Here is a 19,961-nt window from a genome sequence, read left to right on the forward strand (position 1 = left end):
TGTCACGCCTCCAGATCAGCCAGGACGGTCGGCAGTATCCCGGCGGCCTGGGCGACCGCGGCGGGGGTGGTGTCGAGGTGATCCAACAGCCCCTCGACGTACGACACGTCGACCCGGACCTTCTGCACCCGGCCGTCCACGTCCCGCATGACGAACTCGCGGAAGCCGAGCCGGGTGGCGGAGGTGGTGTCGACGGCGGACAGGGAGGCCAGGGTGGCCTCGTAGCCGTCGTCGACCGGCACCCGGAGCAGCCGGAGCGCCTCGGAGGCGATCTCGGTGTCCTCGGCGATGCGGCCGACGAAGACGGTGGAGACGAGGTTCTGGACGTCGAGGCCGAGGATGTCCTTCGGGTTCTGCGAGGCGACCAGGGCGGCGAGGTTCCACTTGCGGGAGTCGCGGGCGAGGCGGACCAGGAAGGACCGGCCGGAGCGCCAGCCCTCCATGAAGTGCGCCTCGTCCAGGCCGACGAGTTTGCGCGAGGACATCGACCCGCCGTAGCAGCGGCGGACGGCGAGGCGGTGCGCGGTGTGCAGCATCGGCAGGGCCAACGCCTCCTCGGCCGACCAGTACTCGCGTTCGATCTTGAGGTCGGGCAGGCGGAGGCCGGCCATGGTGATCACGGTGAGCGCCGCCCCCGCACCGAGCAGCCCCTCCGGCGGGCGTCCGAAGAAGAGCATGGCCAGGGGCATCTCGGCGGTGTCGAGCAGCAGGTGGGCCAGTTCCCGGCCGGCGTCGTCGTCGAGCCCCTGCAGGCAGGTGACCACGTCGTCCAGGGTGGACGTCTCCTCGGCCGGCACCTGGCGTACCGCGTGCCGGAACAGGGTGGCGGTGGACGCCTCCCGGGCCACCTGCGGCGGCACCAGCATCATGCAGATGTCCTGCACCAGCATGCGTCGCTCGGCCCGGGCGTTGGAGACGGCGATCTCGAACTCCCGGTCGCCCGCCGCCCCGGAGGTGAACTCGCTGCGCAGCGGGGTGGGGATGAGCGCGTACGGGGCCAGCGTCCCCGGTTCCGAGCCGGTCAGGTTGAGCACCCGGGCGTACGGCTTGAGTTCCGGCATGGCGCAGAGCCGGGCCAGTGGTCCGGAGGGGTCGAGCAGGGTGACCTGCACGCCCCGCCTGGCGGCCAGGTAGCCGAGCGCGCCGAGCAGGGTCGACTTGCCACCACCGGGTTCGGCGACGAAGACGGCGAGCCCGGAGCGCTCGCGTACCTCCATCGGGAAGTGCAGGTCGAGGAAGACCGGCCGACGGCAGGTCCCGGCGGTCCGCCCGATCAGGTCGCCCCGACGGTCGCCGACGGTCGAGGCGGCCTGGGGGAGCGCGGCGGCCAGCAGCGGCACCGGCATCCGGCGGACGTAGCCGGTGTTGGCGATCGGCTCGCCGGGGATGAACTCCCGGGCCAGCCAGTCCTGGTTCTTCGGGTGTTGCAGGGAGATGCGCAGCTCGCGCGAGTAGAGCTGGATGAGCCGGCGGGCCCGTTCCATGCACTCCTCGCGGGTCCGGCCGCCCACGGCGATCCGGTGCCAGCCGTGTGCCCGGGCGGAGTCGACCGGCAGGCCGGTGGTCATCTCGTCGCCGATCACCAGCGCCCGCTTGGCGAGCCGTTCCAGCTCGGGCGGGGCGTCGATGCCGTGTTCGGCGTAGTCGAGCTGCTGCGACCGGATCATCCGCAGCCGGTGTTCGAGGTTACGGAAGGAGTCACCGGAGCCGAGGATGTCGACCCGGGTGGAGATCTCCATCGGCCAGGGCAGCCGCTCGTGGAAGTGCAGCCACGGCTCGTGCCGTTCGGGGATCTCCAGTGGCTCCATCCGGCCGACCGCGAGCACGGCCACGTGCCGTTCCTCGCCGGTCATCCGGTTGACCAGCTTGACGGTGGTGCCGTACGGGGTGCGGTACCGCTCGACCTGTTCGGTGAGGGCGAGCAGGTCGCCGCGCTCCCACCGGCCGTTGGTCACCGGGGAGAGCGCACCGGGCGGGGCCATGCACAGCGCCACCGAGCGGTAGAGCAGCCATTCCAGCTCCTGCGCGGTGACCCGCCGGCCCCGCATGCCGAAGCTGCCCAGCACCTCGTCGAACTGCTCGACGGTGCGACCCAGCTTGCGGCGTTCACCGTCGGCGGTGCCCTTGCCGAAGGCGCGCAGCAGACGTTCGGTGAGGGAGTCGCCGAGGGAACGACGGGCGAAGGTGACCCCCAGGTAGGTCTGCCCCTCGGCGTGGTTGACCGACATCAGGTGCTGCTGCGCGGCGACCAGGTGGTCGGCCCAGCCCGGCGTGCCGGGCACGTCGGGCAGCGGCGACGCGGTGTGCGCGTCGATGGTGCGGGCCCACTCGTCGGCGGGGAACGGCCTGGTGGTGCGGCGCAGGTGCAGCCGGAAGCCGGCCAGGCCGGCGTACTGCTCGGAGATGGCGGAGAGCAGCGCCTCGCGTTCGGCGTCCGGACGGAACGCCCACCGCACCTCGGGGAGCCAGTACCAGGCGGTGACCGTGTTGGGGGTGAACGTCAGGTGCCCGGCGATCTCGGTGATGGCCAGCTCGATCGACGGGTCCCGGTCCCCGAACTTGATCTTCGGTGGGCGCACCCGGACCGGCTTGGTCGCGGCGGTTCGGCGGCTCGCCGCACGTTCCCGGGGCGTGGCCAGCTCCCGGGAGCCGGGGTCCGCCGGCGCGGGCCGGTCGGGGTCGACGGGCGCGGGCCGGGCCGGTTCGGCGGCCAGCGCGCCGGCCGGGGCCACCACGGCCTCCGCCCGGATCGGCTCGGTCGGCTCCGGCCAGGCCGGCTCGACGTCCTCCGGCCAGGCCGGCTCGACGGGTTCGGGCCAGGCCGGGGCCGGGGTCGCCGCGGGGGTGGGTCGGGGTCGGGGGGTCAGTGTGGCGTCCCGCCGGGACTGGCCGGCGTTCTCCCGCCGCGCCTGCTCGGCGGCCTCGCGTCGGCCCCGCTCCGCCGTCTCGCGCCGGGCCGCCTCGGCCGCCTCCCGCCGGGTCTGCTCGGCGGCCTCGCGTTCGGCCTGAGCGACCGCCTCGCGGTGTGCCGCCTCCGCCGCCTCGCGTTCGGCCCGAACCACCGCCTCGCGATGTGCCGCCTCGGCTGCCTCGCGGCGGGCCGCGTCCGCCGCCGCCTGTTCGGCGGCCTCCCGGCGGGCCCGCTCGGCGGCCTCGCGCCGGGCGCGGTCGGACGCCTCCCGGGCCCGTTCGGTGGCCTCCCGGCGGGCGCGTTCGGCCGCCTCCCGGGCGGTGAGCGGTTCGCCGGTGTCCCGGGGGAACGGGTCGGTGGGGACCCGGCGCGGTGCCCGCTGCGGTGCCTCGGCCGGACGGTCGCCGGTCGGGACCGCCGTCGACCGGTCGCCCTGCTGGTGCGGGACGCGGGTACGCGCGGCCGGGGGGGCCGCCTCGATGGCCGCCGCAGGTGCCTGCGCCTCGATGGCCGGCGGCGGGGTGGGGGCCGGCTGGTGCGGCACGGGTCGGTGCTCCCGGCCGGGTCCCCGGCGCGCGGGGGTGCCGGGCGACGGGGTGGTGCCGGGGCGGGGACCACCACCGAAGAGGTCGAGGAAGGGGGAGTCGATGTCGGTGCCGTCACCCACCAGCATCGGCGCGGCGGGTGCCGGCTCGGCCGGCGGGGTGCCCCGGCCGGGACTGGGCCGGGGAGCCTGGAAAACCCCCACACCGCCCTGTCCCGGGCCGGTGAGCAGGGACGGGTCGTACGGCTCGTCGTCCCGCAGCTCCTCCTGGGGGTAGTCGAACGACCGCGCACGGTTACCGTGTGGGGCGCTGTGTCGTCCGGCCGGGAAACCCGGCGTGGAAGAGCGACTCATTCGACCGCCTCACCCGTGTGGTCCGACTGCCCGATAGGGAAACGCCCCGTCATGCCAGTTCCTCCCGGATCCTGATCCGGCTGCCGACCAGGCGGGGGTCCCGCAGTTCGGCGGCCGGTTCCCGGGTGCGTCGCCAGTCGGTGAGCGCGGTGCGGATGACCATCCGCGCCGGCCGGTCCGGGTCGACGTACCGGAAGATGAACGAGGTGCTCACGATGGCGAGCGCGATCTCCCAGGCGGGAAAGAGCTCGACCTGCAGCGTGAACAGCCAGTGGATGAACATGTAGAGGGGCACGAGCAGCATGAACAGTCCGTACTGGGCGTACGGGAGGTGGACCGGAAGGGTGTAGCCGGGCGGCCCGAGGTAGACCAGGCGGGCCCGGTAGATGTCGTCGTCGGTGCGCAGCCGCATGTCTCGCCCGCGCCTATTCGAAGATCAGATCGATCAGGTAGTCACCGATGAAGAAGAGTGTTGCCGCGCCGGCGATGAAGGCCAGCCCGACGATCGCGATGGCCGAACTGGTCAGCACCTTGGAGATCTCGCCCCGGCTGGCCCGGCCGATGAAGATGACCCCGAGCACGGCGAGCAGGATGGGTGCGATCTTGCTGGCGAAGAAGGTGACGACACCGTTGGTGTCGATGCCCTTGGGGGCCGGTTCGGCGAGTGGCGTCGTCGCCAGGGTGTGCAGCACCTGTGCGACGCCGGAAGACGTCGTCTCCATCAGCTCGAAGGCGATCACTGGAACCTCCCCATAACGCGGCCGGCGGTGCCGCGGTGGTGCAGTAGGCAAGCCTGGCGGGAATGTGCTCACTGTGCACAGCGTCGATGACGCGGCGCGGGTCTCTCACCACGGAGAGTGGCGAGATTTGGGGGGATTTTCCCGCTTCGGCCCTCCCTCCAGGCTTCGCCATCTCTTGATGCTGGGCAATTCCACAGCGTACGGGCCGCCCCCCTTTGCGACAAGCCGCGAAGAGTCGACCCGATTCGACCCGGACGACCGATCGTACACCTGTTCCAACAGGCACGTCAGGGTGGTCGTGGCGGGGCTGGTGGGGGGCCCCGGAGCGCCCCCGTGCGACCGGTACCGTCTAGTCGTGACCGATCTGGTACGGGCGCAGGCCCCGGTGGTGATGGGCGTCCTCAACGTCACCCCCGACTCCTTCTCCGACGGCGGCCGGTACGCCGACCTCGACGCCGCCGTCGCACACGGGGTGCGACTGCACGACGAGGGCGCGCACCTGGTCGACGTCGGGGGCGAATCCACCCGGCCGGGCGCCGACCGGGTCGACCCCCGCACCGAGGCGTCCCGGGTGCTGCCGGTGATCCGCGAACTCGCCGCCGCCGGGGTGCCGGTCAGCATCGACACCACCCGCGCCCCGGTCGCCGAGGCGGCCGTCGTCGCCGGGGCCGCCGTGGTCAACGACGTCTCGGGCGGCCTGGCCGACCCCGACATGGCCCGGGTGGTCCGCGACGCCGGCTGCCCCTGGGTGCTCATGCACTGGCGGGGGCACTCCCGGGGGATGCGCGAGCTGGCCAGCTACACCGATGTGGTCACCGACGTCCGGGCCGAACTGGCGAGGCGGGTCGACGACGCGCTGGCCGCCGGGGTGGCCGCCGACCGGCTGGTGATCGACCCCGGGCTCGGCTTCGCCAAGACCGCCGCGCACAACTGGGAACTCAGCGCCCGCCTGCCCGAACTGCTCGACCTCGGCCTGCCGCTGCTCTTCGGTGCCAGCCGCAAGTCCTACCTGGGCCACCTGCTCGCCACCCCCGACGGCACCCCCCGGGAGACCGACGGCCGGGCCGCCGCCACCATCGCCACCAGCGTGCTCGCCGTCGCCGCCGGCGCCTGGGGGGTACGTGTGCACGACGTCCGGGGCACCACCGACGCGCTCGCCGTCTGGTCGGCCACCGGCCGCCCCCGGCTCGCCACCAGCGGCAACGACCCGGCCCCCACCGGCCGGACGGAGGGAGGAACGTGACCGACCGGATCGTCCTGACCGGACTGCGGGCCCGGGGCCGGCACGGCGTCTACGACTTCGAGCGTGCCCAGGGCCAGGAGTTCGTGGTCGACGCCGAACTCGAACTCGACCTCGCCCCGGCCGCCCGCTCCGACGAGGTGACCGACACCGTGCACTACGGCGAGCTGGCGCAGCGGCTGGTCGCGGTGGTCACCGGCGAGCCGGTCAACCTGATCGAGACGTTGGCCGACCGGCTGCTCGCGGTCTGCCTGGCCGAGCCGCTGGTCGTCGCCGCCACCGTCACCGTCCACAAGCCCGAGGCCCCGATCCCGCACACCTTCACCGACGTGGCCGTCACGATGCGGCGTACCCGGTGACCCGGGCGGTGCTGTCGATCGGCAGCAACCTGGGCGACCGGCTCGACCATCTACGGGCTGCGGTCGCCGGTCTCGGTGACGCGGTGCTGGTGGTCTCCGGCGTCTACGAGACACCCCCGTGGGGCGACGCCGACCAGCCGGCGTACCTGAACGCGGCGGTCATGGTCGCCGACCCGGCGGCGACCCCGGACGACTGGCTGGCGCGGGCGCACGCCGCCGAGACCGCCGCCGGCCGGGTCCGCGACCCGGCGCGCCGGTACGGGCCGCGCACCCTCGACGTGGACGTCGTCGCCGTCTGGGACGACGACGGCCGGCCGGTGCTCAGCGACGACCCCGCGCTGACCCTGCCGCACCCCCGCGCCCACCAGCGCGCCTTCGTGCTCCGCCCGTGGATCGACATCGACCCGCACGGGCGGCTGGCCGGGCACGGCTGGCTGACCGACCTGCTCAACGCCGAACCGGTCGCCGGGGACGCCCTCGAACTGACCCCCCGCCCCGATCTTTCGTTAGAGTCGGACACATGAACCAGTGGAGCCGGCCGGTATGACGCCGCCCCGACCGCCCCGTGACCGGGAGCCCGACGGGTCGAGGATGGGCCCCACCCGGTTCTCGACGCTGCTGGTCGCCGCGCTCGCCGCCGCCGCTGTGGCCTGGTTGCTGATCAGCAGCTTCTACTACAGCGGCACTCCCCGGCTGCCCTGGCTGCCGGTGGTCACCCTGGCCGCGCTGGCCGTGCTGGAGGCGTACGCGGCGGTCAACACCCGTGGCCGGATCGAGCGGCGGCCCGGTCGGGAGCCGGTCAACCCGCTGCTGGTCGCCCGGTTCGTGGTGCTGGCCAAGGCGTCCGCGCTGGCCGGGGCGATCTTCCTCGGCTTCTACGCCGGGCTGACCGGCTGGCTCTTCGTCGAGCCGACCAACGCCGCCATCGAGGACCGGCCGGCCGCCGGGGCGGGCACCCTCGCCTCGCTGGCCCTGGTCGCCGCCGCGCTCTGGCTCGAACGCTCCTGCCGGGTCCCCGAGTCCGACGACGACGCCGACGACCGGGCCGACCGACCCGGGCAGCGCTGACAGGGGTTACGCCCGCCCCCGGCGCGCGGGTACGGTGCCTGGCGACCGGAACACAGTCAGCCGTCACCGGTGACGGCCGGTCACCTGGGAGGCGCACCGCATGGTGTACGACGAACCGGGCCGGACCGCGTCGGCAGAGGTGCCCGCGACCGTACCCGAGAACGTCCTCGACGATCCGGAGCAGGGGGAACCCGGCCGGGACCGGCTCGGCGTGCACGTGGTCTGGGAACTGGCGCTGCTGCTCGCCCTCGCCGCGTTGGCCTACCTGCTGTGGCGGGACGACCCGGACGCGCTGCGCGGTGCCGGCCTGCGGCGGCTGCTCGTCGACGCGGTCGCGCTCGGCCTGCTCGTCCTCGCCGCCGGGCTGAGCCTGCGGACCGCCGCGGTGAACCTGGCGATCGGCCCGGTCACGCTGGCCGCCGCGCTGCACTTCGCCGAGCAGGGCGACCGCGGGGTGTCCACGGCGGTCGTCCCGGCACTGGTCGCCGCCGCGTTGGGCGGGCTGGCCCTGGCCTGGGCGGTGGTGGTACTGCACGTGCCCGGCTGGGCGGCCAGCCTCGCCGCCGCCGCCGGGGTGATCGTCTGGATCGAACGGCGGGACCTGCCGGTGGCGGTGCAGGCCGACTACGACCCCCGGCGCAACGCCTACTACCTGTTCGCCGGGTTCGCCGCGGTGGTCGTCCTGCTCGGCGCGTTCGGCGCGATCCGGACCGTACGCCGGCTGGTCGGCCGGTTCCGGCCGGTGGCCGACCCGGCCCGCCGACGCGGCATGGCCGCCGCCCTGGTGACCTCGGCCGCGCTGATCGCCTCCACCGTGCTGGCGATGCTCGCCGGGGTGCTCGTCGCCGCCAACGCGGACGGCCCGGTGACGCCCACGTCGGGACTGGACTGGACGGTGCTCGCGGTCGGGGTGTCCATGTTCGGCGGCACCAGCGCGTACGGCCGGCGGGGTGGGATCTTCGGCGCCCTCCTCGCGGTCGGCCTGGTGGTGACCTACCTGGCCTGGGCGGACGGTGTCGGCGCGCCGACCGACAGGTGGGCCGTCGGTGGGACGGCCCTGGCCGGTGGCCTGCTGGTGACCCGGCTGGTCGAGACGTACGGCCGGCCCCGCACCGTCCCGGGTGAACCGGTGGAGCTGCCGCCGGTGCGGGACGGGGCGATCAGCTCCGGTTGGTCGATGCCCCCGGGCGGGGAGGCGCGCAACTGGACCCCGGCCCTGCCGGAGCGGACGACCGACGACACCCCGCCCGACCCCTGGGAGGCCCCCCGCTGGCCGAGCGCCCCACCCCGCTGGGACGCCGACGAGCGGTGAGCGGCCCCCGCCCGGACCGGTGCGGCCGGCGACCGGGCGTGGACGACGGGCCGGCGACGATCTCTCCGGTTAGGCTCGCGGGCATGACCGAGACTCCTTCCGCCGGCACCGGCCACACCTTCGACCAGCTCGACGCCCTCTCCACCGAGGAGCTGCGCGAGCGGGCCTTCGCGCGGGCCCGGGAGCGGCGGGACGTCGGGTTCTTCTGGTCGGTGCTCCGGCACCTGCCGAACGCTGACGAGGCCGCCGCGCTCGACGGGGCGCCCAACTCGGTGGGGCCGACCATCGACGAGGCGGCGGCGCTGTGGCGGGAGCTGACCGGGCACGGCTACGAGGAGTCCGCGCCGCTGCTGCGGGCGGCGTTCATCGACTACCTGATGAAGCACTGAGCGGCCGGCCCGCCGGCTGGCGGGAGAGGTTTGCCGGCCGTGGCGGGTCGGGAACTTCCCGCCGCATGGCCCTCACCCAACGCCCCCGCACCGTGCAGGGGTACGGCACCGCCGCCGGCACCGGCACCCTCGCCGCGTTGATCCTCGTCGTCGTCTGCGGCAGTCCCTGGTACGTCCGCTGGGCCGAGGCCCACACCGATCCGAACTCCGCCGGGGGCTGGTACCTGCGGCTGCTCGCCTGGCCCGCCTGGCGGGTCGAGTCGACCCCGGAGCACGGGGTGCTCGCCACCGACCTGCGGGCCATCCTGCTGCTGCTGTTCGCCGGGGCGCTGCTCTACCTGCTGCCGGCCGGTCAGGTGGCCCGGGTGCCCGGGTCGGCCAGCCAGTTCTTCTCCGGTTGGGCCGCGTACACCCTGGCCGCGGCGGCGGCGACCCTGCTGGCGGCGCTGCTCACCGCGGACGGTCCGCTGCTGGCGGCCTTCGAGGCCACCGGCACCGGGGCCGGCTACGGCTTCTTCGCCGGCTGGATCATCGGGCTGGCCAGCCTGGGCGGGCGGGCCTGACCCGCCGGACACGGGCTAGCCGCCGGGCTGCCCGAGGTCGAGCACCCGGGCGCGGCTGAGCGTGCCGGCCGGCCGGCCGTCGGCGGTGACCACGACCGCGTCGGTGCCGGCGGTCAGCATCGCGGCCAGCGCGTCGTACGCCGAGCGGCCCAGCGGCAGTTCCGGCAGGCTGGCGTCGGTGGCCTCGCCGTCGAGCACCTCCCGGGTGACCGGGGTGACCGCCAGCCGGCGGATGCCCCTGTCCGCGCCGACGAACTCCCGCACGAACGGCGAGGCGGGCGTGCCGAGCAGGGCCGCCGGGGTGTCGTACTGCTCCAGCCGGCCGCCCTCGGAGAGCACCGCGATCCGGTCGCCGAGCCGGACGGCCTCGTCGAGGTCGTGGGTGACCAGCACGATGGTCTTGCGGACCTCGGCCTGGAGCCGGAGGAACTCCTCCTGCAGCCGGGTCCGCACGATCGGGTCGACGGCGGAGAACGGCTCGTCCATCAGCAGCACCACCGGGTCGGCGGCCAACGCGCGGGCCACCCCGACCCGCTGCCGCTGCCCGCCGGACAGCTCGTGCGGGTAGCGGCGTCCGAACTGGGCCGGGTCCAACCCGACCAGCTCCAGCAGCTCGCCGCTGCGCTGCCGGATCCGCTCCTTCGGCCAGCCGAGCAGCCGGGGTACGGTGCCGACGTTGGTGGCGACCGTCTGGTGCGGGAACAGGCCGACGTTCTGGATCACGTAGCCGATGCGTCGGCGCAGTTTCACCGGGTCGACCCGGGTGATGTCCTCGTCGCCGAGCATGATCCGGCCGCCGGTCGGCTCGATCAGCCGGTTGACCATCCGCAGCACCGTCGACTTGCCGCAGCCGGACGGGCCGATCAGCACCACCAGCTCGCCGGCCGGCACCTCCAGGCTCAGCTCACGGACCGCGTCGGTGCCGTCGGGGTACCGCTTGCGGATGCCGTCGAGCGTGATCGACGCGGCACTGTGTCCTGCGTCGCCGGTGCCCCCGGGGGTAACGTCCACGTGTGTCCTTCCACCTGAGTTACCGGGCCGAGCCGGGTAATCCGTGGTTCTCCTGGCAGTACGTGCGGGACAACTCTGACACCATTCTCGCCGCGCTGCGCGAGCACGCCTCGCTGACCGGCCGGGCCGTGCTGCTCGCCGCGCTGGTGGCCCTGCCGCTGGCGGTGCTCGCCTACTGGTACCGGCGTCTCGCCGGGCCGATTCTCGCATTGACCGGGGTGCTGTACACGATCCCCTCCCTGGCCCTGTTCGCGTTCATCGCCCCCTACCTGGGTATCGGCGCGGTGACCGTGCTCACCGTGGTGGTGCTGTACGCGCTGCTGGTGATCGTCCGCAACGCGGTGGCCGGGCTGAACCAGGTGCCTCCCGAGGTGCGTGACGCCGCCGAGGGCATGGGGTACGGCCGGTGGGCCCGGCTGTTCCGGATCGACCTGCCGCTGGCCCTGCCCGGCATCCTCACCGGGGTACGCCTCGCCACGGTCTCCACCGTCGCGCTGGTCACCGTCGGGGTGGTGATCGGCCGGGGTGGCCTGGGGCAGCTGATCTTCGCCGGGTTCCAGAACAACTTCTACAAGGCGCAGATCATGACCGGCACCCTGCTCTGCGTCCTGCTCGCCCTGGTGCTGGACCTGATCCTGGCCTCCGTGGGCCGCCTGCTCACCCCCTGGCTGCGGAGTCGCCCCCGATGAGGGCAGCGCAGCGGAGCCCCGCAGTCACGAACGAAGGATCTGACCAGTGAATCCGGTGCAGCAGGCGGTGGTCTGGCTCAACGACCCGCTCAACTGGACCAACCCCGGTGGGGTGCTGGACCGGGTCGGGGAGCACCTGAGCATGTCCGCCGCGGCGGTGCTGCTGGGCTGCCTGGTGGCCTGGCCGATCGGCCTCTGGCTGGGGCACTCGGGGCGCGGCGGCGGCGCCGTCGTGCTGATCTCCAACCTGACCCTGTCCATCCCCACCCTGGCGCTGCTCACCATCCTGCCGCTGACCTTCCTCGGCTTCGGGCGACCGGCGGTGGTGGTGGCGCTGGCCGTGTTCGCGGTGCCGCCGCTGCTGGCCAACGCGTACACCGGGGTGCGGCAGGCAGACCCGGAGGCCCGGGACGCGGCACGCGGGATGGGGCTGTCGGGCTGGCAGGTGCTGCGTCGGGTGGAGTTGCCACTGGCGGTGCCGTACCTGGCCGCCGGGTTCCGTACGGCCGCCGTCCAGGTGGTGGCGACGGCGGCGCTGGCCTCGTTCGTCAACGGTGGAGGGCTGGGCCAGATCATCCGGGCCGGTTTCGGGCTGGACATCGCGGCCGGTGGCGGGCAGATCATCGCCGGTGGGGTGCTGGTGGCGGGGCTGGCGTTGGCGGCCGAGGGGGTGCTGGCACTTGTCGAGCGGGCGGTGACCCCGCGACCGCTGCGGCGTACCCGGCGGGCGGCCAACCGGCGGGCGGCGGACGCCACGGCGGGGAACTGATCCCTTTCCGTGACGATCACGTTGCGAAAGCGGTTCAGAGTTTGTCGGTCGGTCCGGAAGGATATTGGCTGAACCCGCGGGCGGCGGCCGTCGCCCGTCGGACACGCGGCCGGCCCTGCCCGGGGTCGCGCCGGGACACGGAAGGCGGGCACGATGCGCGTACGGACACGGCTGGCGGCGGGTGCGGTGGGTGCCCTGACCCTGGCGGGTCTGTTGACCGGGTGTGGGGATGCCGGCTCGTCCGGCACCGACGCTCCGCAGCAGGGCGCCAGCGGTGCGGGCTGCGCCCCGGTCGCCGGTGACCAGCTCGTCGTCCTCGACGACGACAAGAAGCTCCAGAACACCGACAACATCATCCCGGCGGTCAACGCGAAGGTGGCGAACCCGCAGCTGCTCGCCGCGCTGGACAAGGTCTCGGCCGCGCTGGACACGTCGAAGCTGATCGCCCTCAACAAGGCCGTCGACGTGGACCGCAAGACGCCGAAGGCGGCCGCCGAGGAGTTCGCCTCGGCCAACGGGCTGACCAGCGGCATCGCCAAGGGCCCGGGTGGGCAGATCGTCGTCGGGGCGGGCAACTTCTCCGAGAGCCAGACCCTGGCCGAGCTGTACAACATCGCCCTCACCGCCGCCGGCTACCAGGTCAAGGTGCAGCAGATCGGCAACCGCGAGCTGTACGAGCCCAGCCTGGAGAAGGGCGAGATCCAGGTCGTCCCCGAGTACGCGGCGACCATGGCCGAGTTCCTCAACACCAAGGCCAACGGCAAGGACGCCACCCCGGTCTCCTCGCCGGAGCTGGACAAGACGGTCAGCGCGTTGAAGTCCGAGGGTGACAAGGCGGGCATCACGTTCGGCACCCCGTCCTCGGCGCAGGACCAGAACGCCTTCGCGGTGACCAAGGCGTTCGCCGACAAGTACTCCCTGAAGACCCTCTCCGACCTGGCGGCCAAGTGCTCCGGCAAGGACACCGTGCTGGCCGGCCCGCCGGAGTGCCCGCAGCGGCCGAAGTGCCAGGCCGGTCTGGTGGAGGTCTACGACTTCAAGGCCGGTTCGTTCAGCTCGCTGGACGCCGGTGGCCCGCAGACCAAGAACGCCCTGAAGACCGGCACCGCCAGCGTCGGCCTGGTCTTCTCGTCCGACGGCGCGCTCGCCACCAGCTGAACGTGATCCCGGTCGCGGTCGGTGGGAGCCGACCGCGACCGGGAACGCCCCGCAACGGGCTGATCGTGTCCCGTTGACCAGGGCGGATGCCGCTCGGCGGCGATTCGGTCGCGCCGAGGCGTACCGGACGAGATCGGGGCAATTCTGCCCTGGGACCGTTCCCAGCCCGCGTACATCTCGGTAGGCTGCACAGCCATGCCCTCCCCGGTCGTCTCCGAGAAGCGCAGACCGCAACTGCTGACCGTCCTGTTCTGGATCGGGGTGGCGTTCGCGCCGATCGCCGCGCTGATCCTGCTGTTCGCTGACGGCAACGGTCCGCTGCGGTTCGCCGCGGTGCTGGCCATCACCGCCGTCGTGCTGATCGGCCTGTCCATCGCGCTGCGCGCCGACGGCGGTGTCCGGGCGTCCGACGAGTCGGTGCTCGACGAGTTGGAGCAGCTCCGGCGCGAGCTGCGCAGCGAGATCGTGGCCGCCGCCCAGCGTGGCAACCAGGCGTTGGACCAGTCGCAGCGGGCTGAGGAACAGGTCACCGCGTTGCGTCGCCGGTTGGACTCGGCGGCCGAGCTGGCTGCCGCCGTCGCCGCCCCGCCCGCCGAGGATTCCGTCGCCGGTGCCGGCCGGGCCCGGGTCCCGGCCGCCGAGCCGGCACCGGAGGCCCCGGTGGGCCGGCGACGGGCCGCAGTCGAGGAACCCGCGTCGGACTGGAACCACCCGGAGGCTTCCGAGCCGGTCGCGGCGGGCCGGGGCCGGGTGCCGTCCGACCGGGAGGCCGCCGAACCGACCGGCCGTCGCTACGCCCCGGAGCGCCCGACCACCGGGCAGGCCGGGGTGTACGGGGCGGCCAGCCGGGAGCCACGCGGCGGGGGGCCCGCCGCCGAGTCGGCGTCCCGTCCGCTCGGCGTGGTGCGGCACACCGAGACCGTGCACGTGACCACCCGGCACACCGTCGTCGACGGCCCCGACCCGTCCGGCGGATACGGCGGCGGGTACGCCGGCCGGTGGGCCCCCGGCGGGGACGAGTCGTCCTGGGCCGGCGGGGAGCCGGAGCGTTCCTGGTCGGCACCGTCCGAGCCGACCGGCCGGGGCTGGTCGGCCCCGCCGGAGGACCGTTCCCGGGCGGCCCGCCCGGCATCGCGTGACGAGCGGGCCTGGCCGGCCGCTGCCGGCCCCGCCTGGTCGACGCCGGGCGACGACCGGCCCGAGCCGGGCCGGCCGGAGTGGTCGGCGGGTGGCGGGGAGGCCGGTGGCTGGTCGGCGGGAGGTCGGTCCGGTTGGGCGGGAGGCCGTGCCGAGTCGCCCGCGTCGCGTGCCGGTGACCGCTGGGAGCAGGACCGGGCCGAACCGCCGGCCCGCCAGGCGCGGGCCGGTGACCGCTGGGCCGAGGCGCGTGACGAGGGCCGGGCCCGCCAGGCGCGGGCCGGTGACCGCTGGGCCGAGGCGCGTGACGAGGGCCGGGCCCGGGAGGTGCGGGTCGGGGAGCGCCACGCGGAGGCGCGCGCCGACGGCGGCTACCACTACTCGGACCGCTGGGCCTCGGTGCGACAGGAGGAGCCGTACCGGGACGGGACGGAGCCCACCGGCGACCGCTGGGATGGCGGTCGACCGGAGCAGTCCGAGCGTCCCGCGCTGCCGGCCGGCGGGGTGCCGGTGCCGCAGCAGTGGCGGGAGCCGGCGCGCAGCTACCGGCCGGCCGAACAGTGGCCGGCCCACGCGACCCCACCGGCCCAGGACCGGCCGGACGGGCAGTGGCCGGCCCGCGCCGAGCCGCAGCCCGCCCAGGACCGGCCGGCGCGCGCCGACGACCGGCGGTGGGAGGGACAGCGGGCCGAGCAGTGGCGGGACCGGGAGCCCGTGGTGTCGTGGCGCGACCCGGAGCCCGAGCCGCGCGACCATCCGCAGTGGGCGGGCGAGCAGCGGTACGGCTACCCGCCGCAGGACGACACCCCGCGCGCGGGCGGGCACTGGCGCTGACCGGCTCAGCGGCGGGTCACTTGTCGATGTCGCCGACCACGAAGAACATCGAGCCGAGGATGGCGATCAGGTCGGGCACCAGGCAGCCGGGGAGCAGGGTGGCCAGGGCCTGCACGTTGGCGTACGACGCGGTGCGCAGCTTGAGCCGCCACGGCGTCTTCTCGCCCCGCGACACCAGGTAGTAGCCGTTGATCCCGAGCGGGTTCTCCGTCCACGCGTAGGTGTGCCCCTCGGGGGCCTTGACCACCTTGGGCAGCCGGGTGTTCACCGGGCCGGTGAGCCGGTCGACCCGGTCGAGGCACTGTTCGGCGAGGTCGAGGGAGGCGTACACCTGGTCGAGCAGCACCTCGAAGCGGGCGTGGCAGTCCCCGGCGGTGCGGGTGACCACCGGCACGTCGAGCTGGTCGTACGCCAGGTAGGGCTCGTCGCGGCGTAGGTCGAGGTCCAGGCCGGAGGCGCGGGCGACCGGCCCGGACGCCCCGAACGCGGCGGCGTCGGCGGCCGACAGCACCCCCACCCCGACGGTCCGGGCCAGGAAGATCTCGTTGCGTCGGATCAGGTTGTCCAGGTCGGGCATCCGGCGGCGTACCTCGGCGATGGCGGCGCGGGCCCGGCCGGTCCAGCCGGCGGGGACCTCCTCCTTGAGCCCGCCGACCCGGTTGAACATGTAGTGGATCCGGCCGCCGGAGACCTCCTCCATGACCGCCTGGATGGTCTCCCGTTCCCGGAACGCGTAGAAGACCGGGGTGATCGCGCCGATCTCCAGCGGGTAGGAGCCGAGGAACATCAGGTGGTTGAGCACCCGGTTCAGCTCGGCCAGCGCCATCCGCAGCCAGGTGGCCCGCTCGGGCACCTCCATGCCCATCAGCCGTTCGACGGCGAGCACCACGCCCAGCTCGTTGGAGAACGCCGACAGCCAGTCGTGCCGGTTGGCCAGCACGATGATCTGCCGGTAGTCGCGGACCTCGAACAGTTTCTCCGCGCCACGGTGCATGTACCCGACGATCGGTTCGGCGGCGACCACCCGTTCCCCGTCGAGCACCAGTTTCAGCCGCAGCACGCCGTGCGTCGAGGGATGCTGCGGGCCGATGTTGAGCACCATGTCGGTGCCGAGCTGTTCCCCGCCGGCCCCGGTGCCGACGGTCAGCTCGCGCAGTTCACCGGTGTCCGTGGTCATGCCGGTCATCGTGCCATGAGCGCATCGACGGCGACGCCGACCGGCTGGAGCAGCCAGTGGTGTCCGCCGAGCCCGGCCGGGTCGGTCAGCTCGGCCACCGCCGAGGCGGCGGCGAGCGCCCGTACGTAGCCGGCCGGGTCGGTGCCGGCCAGGCTCAGCGCCGGTCGCCCACCGTCGGCCCCGAGCGCGAGCAGCGCCTCCCGCTGCGACACCAGCGTGTACGCACACCCGGCGACCTGTGCACCGGCGGCCGCGACGGAGTCCATGGCGACGTGTGCGGTGATGTCGCACGACCCGTCCGGCACCGGCGGCACCTGCCGTCCGTTCCGGTACCCGGTCAGCGTCCCGTCCACCGGCCGCCGCTCCCGCAGGTGCCCGTAGTCCACGGCCAACGCCACCCCCCGCCGCACCCGCCCGACGGCCCGCCCCCACGCCTCGTCCCGACTCCGCCCCACCTCCACCCGCCCCCCTCGCCCTCCTCGCTCCCCCCGCCCGGTGATCAAGAGGTTTGCGTCAGGTTCGGGCCCCTCCGTTGACGCAAACCTCTTGATCACTGGGGCGGTGGTGGGGGGCGGGGCCGGGGTGGGGGTTGGGGTGGGGTGCCAGGTGGTCAGCCAGGTGAGGTCTTGCGGGGTCAGTGGGGGGCCTGGGGTTTCCTCTCCGGTGCTCGGGTCCACCAGGTGGTAGCGCCAGCCGGTGTCGGTGGGGACGGCCACGTCCAGGGGGACGTTGTCCAGCCATTCGGTGGCGGTCAGCAGGCCGGTGATCCCCGCCGGGGGCTCGGTCGTCCAGACGATGGCGGGCGGCAGGTCAGCCGGGCGGGGGGCCAGTTCCACGGCCGTGAGGCGCAGGCGGTGGGCCAGCGGCGTCGCAGCCGTGTCGGGCGCCGCCGACCCGTGGGCCAGAGCGGCCAGGGCACGCAGCAGTTCACCCCGGCCGGCACCCACGTCCACAACGTCGAACGGGGTGGGGAAACCGAGGGCGGCGTCGAGGCGGGACACGAGCCGGAACACCGCCGCCGCGAACGCCGGGGAGGCGTGCACACTGGTCCGGAAGTGGTCGGCGGGGCCGGACCCGGAGACGAAGAAGCCGTGCGGCCCGTAGAGGGCGGTGCCCATGGCGTCCCGCCAGCGAATCGCGTTCATCCCGTGTTCAGGGTCCGTCACCGTGCCGACCCTACGGTCTGCGGGCATGAGACGAATCGTGATCCCCGCGCTGGCGGTCGTACCGCTGTTGGTGACGACCACCGGTGCCGCCGCCGCGCCCGCCCGGGACGGCGTGCCGCGTGCGGTCCGGGCGGTGGTCGAGACTCCCGCCCTGTTCGACGACGCCGCCGGTGGCGACGCCGACGCCGACGATCCGGCGATCTGGGTGCACCCGACCGACCGGGCCGGCAGCCTGGTGATCGTCACCGCCAAGAACGGCGGCCTGCGGGTGTACGACCTGCGGGCCCGGGAGCGGCAGGCGGTCGCCACCCCACCGGCACCCGGTCCGGACGACGAGGCGGGCCGGTTCAACAACGTCGACCTGGTCGGCGGCTTCCGGCTGGCGGGCCGGCCGGTCGACCTGGCGGTGGTCACCGACCGGGGGCGTGACCAGCTCCGGTTCTACCGGATCGACCCGGTGTCGCGGCGGCTGGTCGACGTGACCGCGCCGCAGCCGCCGTTCGCGTTCAGTCGGGACCAGGCGGAGGTGAACACCCAACGCACCGCGTACGGGTTGGGCACGTTCACCGACCGGGACGGGGCCGCGTACGCGGTGGTGAGTCGGCGCAGCACCCCGGAGGTGGGGGTGTTCCGGCTGGTGGAGCGGGCCGGGAAGGTCAGCTACCGGCCGGTGGGGCGGCTGGTGCTGCCATCGACGTTCACCCTGCCGGACGGCTCCGCCTGGTCGCCGTGCACCGACCCGGGGGACGGCCCGCAGGTGGAGGGGACGGTGGTGGACCCGGCCACCGGTGTGGTGTACCTGGCGCAGGAGAAGGTCGGCCTGTGGCGGACCCGGCTGGTCGGTGGCCGGTTCGTGGGCGTACCCCGGTCGGTGGAGCGGGTCCGCGAGTACGGCGTCCCGGCGGTCTTCGACCCGGCGGCCGACGACTGCGTCACCGACCACACCGCCGACCCGGGCTTCGGCGGGCGGATCGCCCAGGACGTGGAGGGCCTGACGATCCTGCCCACCGGCCGGTACGCGGGCACCCTCGTCGTGTCCAGCCAGGGCGACGACACGTTCTTCACCTACGACCGGGTCAGCAACCGGCCGACCGGGCGGTTCGCGGTGGTCGACGGCCGGGTCGACGGCGTGCAGGAGTGCGACGGGGCGGCGGTGACGGCGACGCCGCTGCCGGGCTTCCCCGACGGACTGCTGGTGGTGCAGGACGGCCGCAACACCCCGGCGACGCCGGACGGGGACGACGGGGTACGCCCGGACACCAACGTCAAGTTCGTCGACGCCGGGTTCCTGGCCGGTCGGCGGTGAGCTGCCGCACCCGGTGAGCTGCCGCACCTGGTGAACTGCCGCACCGGGTGGGCCGCCGCCATCTGGCCACCCGGTGCCCGGGGTCGGTGAAGGTTTTCACACATCCTTGTTCGGGTTCCCTGCCCCCGGCGCATACTTGCCATCGACCGGTACCCCCTTCGAGGACTGGATCGTCGTCATGAGCGCACCGCTGCGCCCGCGTCCGGCCGCCGTACCCGGCGTCGCCGCACCGCAGGGCCCCGTCGTACCCGATGCCCCGTTCGCCCTTCCGACCCGCCTCACCGTGGGCGTGGTCGGTGCCGGCCGGGTGGGTGCCGTGCTCGGAGCGGCGCTGGTCTACGCCGGGCACCGCGTGGTCGCCGCCTCCGGCGTCTCCGGGGCTACCCGGGCCCGGATCGCGTTGCTCCTGCCGGACGCGGTGAACCGGTCCGCCACCTCGGTCGCCCGGGACGCCGCCGACCTGCTGCTGATCGCCGTGCCCGACGACGCGTTGGCCGGTGTGGTCGCCGGGCTGGCCGACACCGGCGCGCTGCACCCGGGCCAGGTGGTCGCGCACACCTCCGGGGCCCACGGCCTGGGCGTGCTGGCCCCGGCCGCCGCCGTGGGCGCCCGGCCGCTGGCCCTGCACCCCGCGATGACCTTCACCGGTACGCCTGACGACCTGTCCCGGCTGGCCGGCATCTCCTTCGGGGTGACCGCCCTGGCGGAGCTGCGGGCGGCGGCGGCCCGGCTCGTCGCCGACCTCGGCGGGGTGCCGGAGTGGGTGGGGGAGACCGACCGGGTGCTCTACCACGCGGCGCTGGCGCACGGCGCGAACCACCTGGTGACCCTGGTCAACGAGGCGGCCGACCGGCTGCGGGACGCCGGGGTGAGCCAGCCGGAGAAGGTGCTGGCCCCGCTGCTGCGGGCGGCGTTGGAGAATGCTCTGCGCCTCGGCGACGACGCGCTCACCGGCCCGGTGTCGCGTGGCGACGCGGGCACCGTACGCCGGCATCTGGACCGGCTGGCGCAGACCGCGCCGGAATCCGTCGCCCCCTACCTGGCGTTGGCCCGACGGAGTGCCGACCGGGCGATCGCGGCGGGCCGGCTGCGTCCGGTCGACGCCGAGTCCCTGCTCGACGTGCTGGCGGGCGTCCACCGGGAAGTGGCGGCGTGAGCGGGCCCCGCAGCCGCGAGCGAAGGGTAGTCCGGTGAGCGTGAGGAGTGAGCCGGGTTTGCGGGCCCCGCAGCGGCG

Annotated in this window: 19 protein-coding genes; 13 read left to right on the top strand and 6 right to left on the bottom strand. The window is 74.3% G+C overall.

Going from position 1 to position 19,961, the window contains the following annotated elements:
* Positions 1-2: 2 nt before the first annotated feature.
* From ACN265_RS00730 to ACN265_RS00740, 3 genes are read right to left on the bottom strand one after another with little or no spacing between them, the layout of a single operon-like run.
* On the bottom strand, positions 3-3,809 hold the full coding sequence (locus tag ACN265_RS00730; RefSeq protein ID WP_421405729.1) for an ATP-binding protein: 3,807 nt from the start codon (positions 3,807-3,809) through the stop codon (positions 3-5).
* A 49-nt stretch (positions 3,810-3,858) separates the two neighbouring features.
* Positions 3,859-4,221: a hypothetical protein gene (locus ACN265_RS00735; RefSeq protein WP_067302246.1), complete on the bottom strand. Its 363-nt coding sequence runs from the start codon at positions 4,219-4,221 to the stop codon at positions 3,859-3,861.
* A 13-nt stretch (positions 4,222-4,234) separates the two neighbouring features.
* The gene (locus tag ACN265_RS00740) at positions 4,235-4,549 is read right to left on the bottom strand and encodes a hypothetical protein (RefSeq protein WP_088643869.1); all 315 of its coding nucleotides are present in this window, start codon (positions 4,547-4,549) and stop codon (positions 4,235-4,237) included.
* A 355-nt stretch (positions 4,550-4,904) separates the two neighbouring features.
* Between ACN265_RS00740 and folP the strand changes: the two genes are divergently transcribed.
* The 7 genes from folP (at position 4,905) to ACN265_RS00775 (ending at position 9,480) form a co-directional block, all read left to right on the top strand.
* Positions 4,905-5,792 carry a dihydropteroate synthase gene (gene folP / locus ACN265_RS00745; protein ID WP_420115852.1) on the top strand — a complete coding sequence of 296 codons (888 nt, stop codon included), beginning with the start codon at positions 4,905-4,907 and terminating at the stop codon, positions 5,790-5,792.
* Complete coding sequence (folB, locus tag ACN265_RS00750) at positions 5,789-6,148, top strand: dihydroneopterin aldolase (RefSeq protein WP_204927086.1); 360 nt, start codon at positions 5,789-5,791, stop codon at positions 6,146-6,148. Before folP ends, folB begins: the two co-directional genes overlap by 4 nt.
* Complete coding sequence (folK, locus tag ACN265_RS00755; RefSeq protein WP_420115853.1) at positions 6,145-6,672, top strand: 2-amino-4-hydroxy-6-hydroxymethyldihydropteridine diphosphokinase; 528 nt, start codon at positions 6,145-6,147, stop codon at positions 6,670-6,672. The genes folB and folK overlap by 4 nt, the downstream gene beginning before the upstream one ends.
* A 19-nt stretch (positions 6,673-6,691) precedes the next feature.
* Complete coding sequence (locus ACN265_RS00760; protein ID WP_377685542.1) at positions 6,692-7,216, top strand: DUF3180 domain-containing protein; 525 nt, start codon at positions 6,692-6,694, stop codon at positions 7,214-7,216.
* Between the two features lie 100 nt (positions 7,217-7,316).
* On the top strand, positions 7,317-8,528 hold the full coding sequence (locus ACN265_RS00765) for an ABC transporter permease (protein ID WP_421405730.1): 1,212 nt from the start codon (positions 7,317-7,319) through the stop codon (positions 8,526-8,528).
* A gap of 83 nt (positions 8,529-8,611) precedes the next feature.
* Positions 8,612-8,917, top strand: coding sequence for a hypothetical protein (locus tag ACN265_RS00770; protein ID WP_088643875.1), 306 nt, complete (start codon positions 8,612-8,614; stop codon positions 8,915-8,917).
* Positions 8,918-8,982: 65 nt separating this feature from the next.
* Positions 8,983-9,480 carry a hypothetical protein gene (locus ACN265_RS00775; RefSeq protein WP_357932785.1) on the top strand — a complete coding sequence of 166 codons (498 nt, stop codon included), beginning with the start codon at positions 8,983-8,985 and terminating at the stop codon, positions 9,478-9,480.
* 15 nt (positions 9,481-9,495) lie between these two features.
* Here the strand turns inward: ACN265_RS00775 and ACN265_RS00780 are convergent, their stop codons facing one another.
* Positions 9,496-10,491, bottom strand: coding sequence for an ABC transporter ATP-binding protein (locus ACN265_RS00780; protein WP_357932788.1), 996 nt, complete (start codon positions 10,489-10,491; stop codon positions 9,496-9,498).
* 2 nt (positions 10,492-10,493) lie between these two features.
* Here ACN265_RS00780 and ACN265_RS00785 point away from each other — a divergent pair, with 2 nt between their 5' ends.
* The 4 genes from ACN265_RS00785 to ACN265_RS00800 all read left to right on the top strand — a co-directional run bounded on the left by ACN265_RS00785 (position 10,494) and on the right by ACN265_RS00800 (position 15,078).
* On the top strand, positions 10,494-11,180 hold the full coding sequence (locus ACN265_RS00785; protein ID WP_420115856.1) for an ABC transporter permease: 687 nt from the start codon (positions 10,494-10,496) through the stop codon (positions 11,178-11,180).
* 46 nt (positions 11,181-11,226) lie between these two features.
* Complete coding sequence (locus ACN265_RS00790; protein ID WP_088643879.1) at positions 11,227-11,949, top strand: ABC transporter permease; 723 nt, start codon at positions 11,227-11,229, stop codon at positions 11,947-11,949.
* 153 nt (positions 11,950-12,102) lie between these two features.
* On the top strand, positions 12,103-13,107 hold the full coding sequence (locus ACN265_RS00795; protein WP_421405731.1) for a glycine betaine ABC transporter substrate-binding protein: 1,005 nt from the start codon (positions 12,103-12,105) through the stop codon (positions 13,105-13,107).
* A gap of 195 nt (positions 13,108-13,302) precedes the next feature.
* Positions 13,303-15,078, top strand: coding sequence for a hypothetical protein (locus ACN265_RS00800; protein ID WP_421405732.1), 1,776 nt, complete (start codon positions 13,303-13,305; stop codon positions 15,076-15,078).
* Between the two features lie 16 nt (positions 15,079-15,094).
* Here the strand turns inward: ACN265_RS00800 and ACN265_RS00805 are convergent, their stop codons facing one another.
* Positions 15,095-16,264, bottom strand: a complete 1,170-nt coding sequence (locus ACN265_RS00805; RefSeq protein ID WP_421405733.1) for an NADH-quinone oxidoreductase subunit D — start codon at positions 16,262-16,264, stop codon at positions 15,095-15,097.
* Entirely contained in the window at positions 16,261-17,400 is a 1,140-nt protein-coding gene (locus ACN265_RS00810; protein WP_421411297.1) for an SAM-dependent methyltransferase, read from the bottom strand. Before ACN265_RS00810 ends, ACN265_RS00805 begins: the two co-directional genes overlap by 4 nt.
* A 46-nt stretch (positions 17,401-17,446) precedes the next feature.
* Here ACN265_RS00810 and ACN265_RS00815 point away from each other — a divergent pair, with 46 nt between their 5' ends.
* Positions 17,447-18,727 carry a phytase gene (locus ACN265_RS00815; protein ID WP_421405734.1) on the top strand — a complete coding sequence of 427 codons (1,281 nt, stop codon included), beginning with the start codon at positions 17,447-17,449 and terminating at the stop codon, positions 18,725-18,727.
* 178 nt (positions 18,728-18,905) lie between these two features.
* Positions 18,906-19,883 (top strand): Rossmann-like and DUF2520 domain-containing protein, encoded by a 978-nt coding sequence (locus ACN265_RS00820; protein WP_421405735.1) that lies wholly within the window; start codon positions 18,906-18,908, stop codon positions 19,881-19,883.
* Positions 19,884-19,961: the final 78 nt, after the last annotated feature.

This window comes from Micromonospora sp. WMMD730 (genome assembly GCF_049178955.1).
Taxonomy (GTDB): Bacteria; Actinomycetota; Actinomycetes; order Mycobacteriales; family Micromonosporaceae; genus Micromonospora; species Micromonospora wenchangensis.

Coding starts and splice junctions, on each gene's coding strand:
- ACN265_RS00730 (WP_421405729.1), bottom strand. CDS start 3,809: ATGAGTCGCTCTTCCACGCCGGGTTTCCCGGCCGGACGACACAGCGCC.
- ACN265_RS00735 (WP_067302246.1), bottom strand. CDS start 4,221: ATGCGGCTGCGCACCGACGACGACATCTACCGGGCCCGCCTGGTCTAC.
- ACN265_RS00760 (WP_377685542.1), top strand. CDS start 6,692: ATGACGCCGCCCCGACCGCCCCGTGACCGGGAGCCCGACGGGTCGAGG.
- ACN265_RS00765 (WP_421405730.1), top strand. CDS start 7,317: ATGGTGTACGACGAACCGGGCCGGACCGCGTCGGCAGAGGTGCCCGCG.
- ACN265_RS00770 (WP_088643875.1), top strand. CDS start 8,612: ATGACCGAGACTCCTTCCGCCGGCACCGGCCACACCTTCGACCAGCTC.
- ACN265_RS00775 (WP_357932785.1), top strand. CDS start 8,983: ATGGCCCTCACCCAACGCCCCCGCACCGTGCAGGGGTACGGCACCGCC.
- ACN265_RS00795 (WP_421405731.1), top strand. CDS start 12,103: ATGCGCGTACGGACACGGCTGGCGGCGGGTGCGGTGGGTGCCCTGACC.
- ACN265_RS00800 (WP_421405732.1), top strand. CDS start 13,303: ATGCCCTCCCCGGTCGTCTCCGAGAAGCGCAGACCGCAACTGCTGACC.
- ACN265_RS00805 (WP_421405733.1), bottom strand. CDS start 16,264: ATGACCGGCATGACCACGGACACCGGTGAACTGCGCGAGCTGACCGTC.
- ACN265_RS00810 (WP_421411297.1), bottom strand. CDS start 17,400: ATGAACGCGATTCGCTGGCGGGACGCCATGGGCACCGCCCTCTACGGG.
- ACN265_RS00815 (WP_421405734.1), top strand. CDS start 17,447: ATGAGACGAATCGTGATCCCCGCGCTGGCGGTCGTACCGCTGTTGGTG.
- ACN265_RS00820 (WP_421405735.1), top strand. CDS start 18,906: ATGAGCGCACCGCTGCGCCCGCGTCCGGCCGCCGTACCCGGCGTCGCC.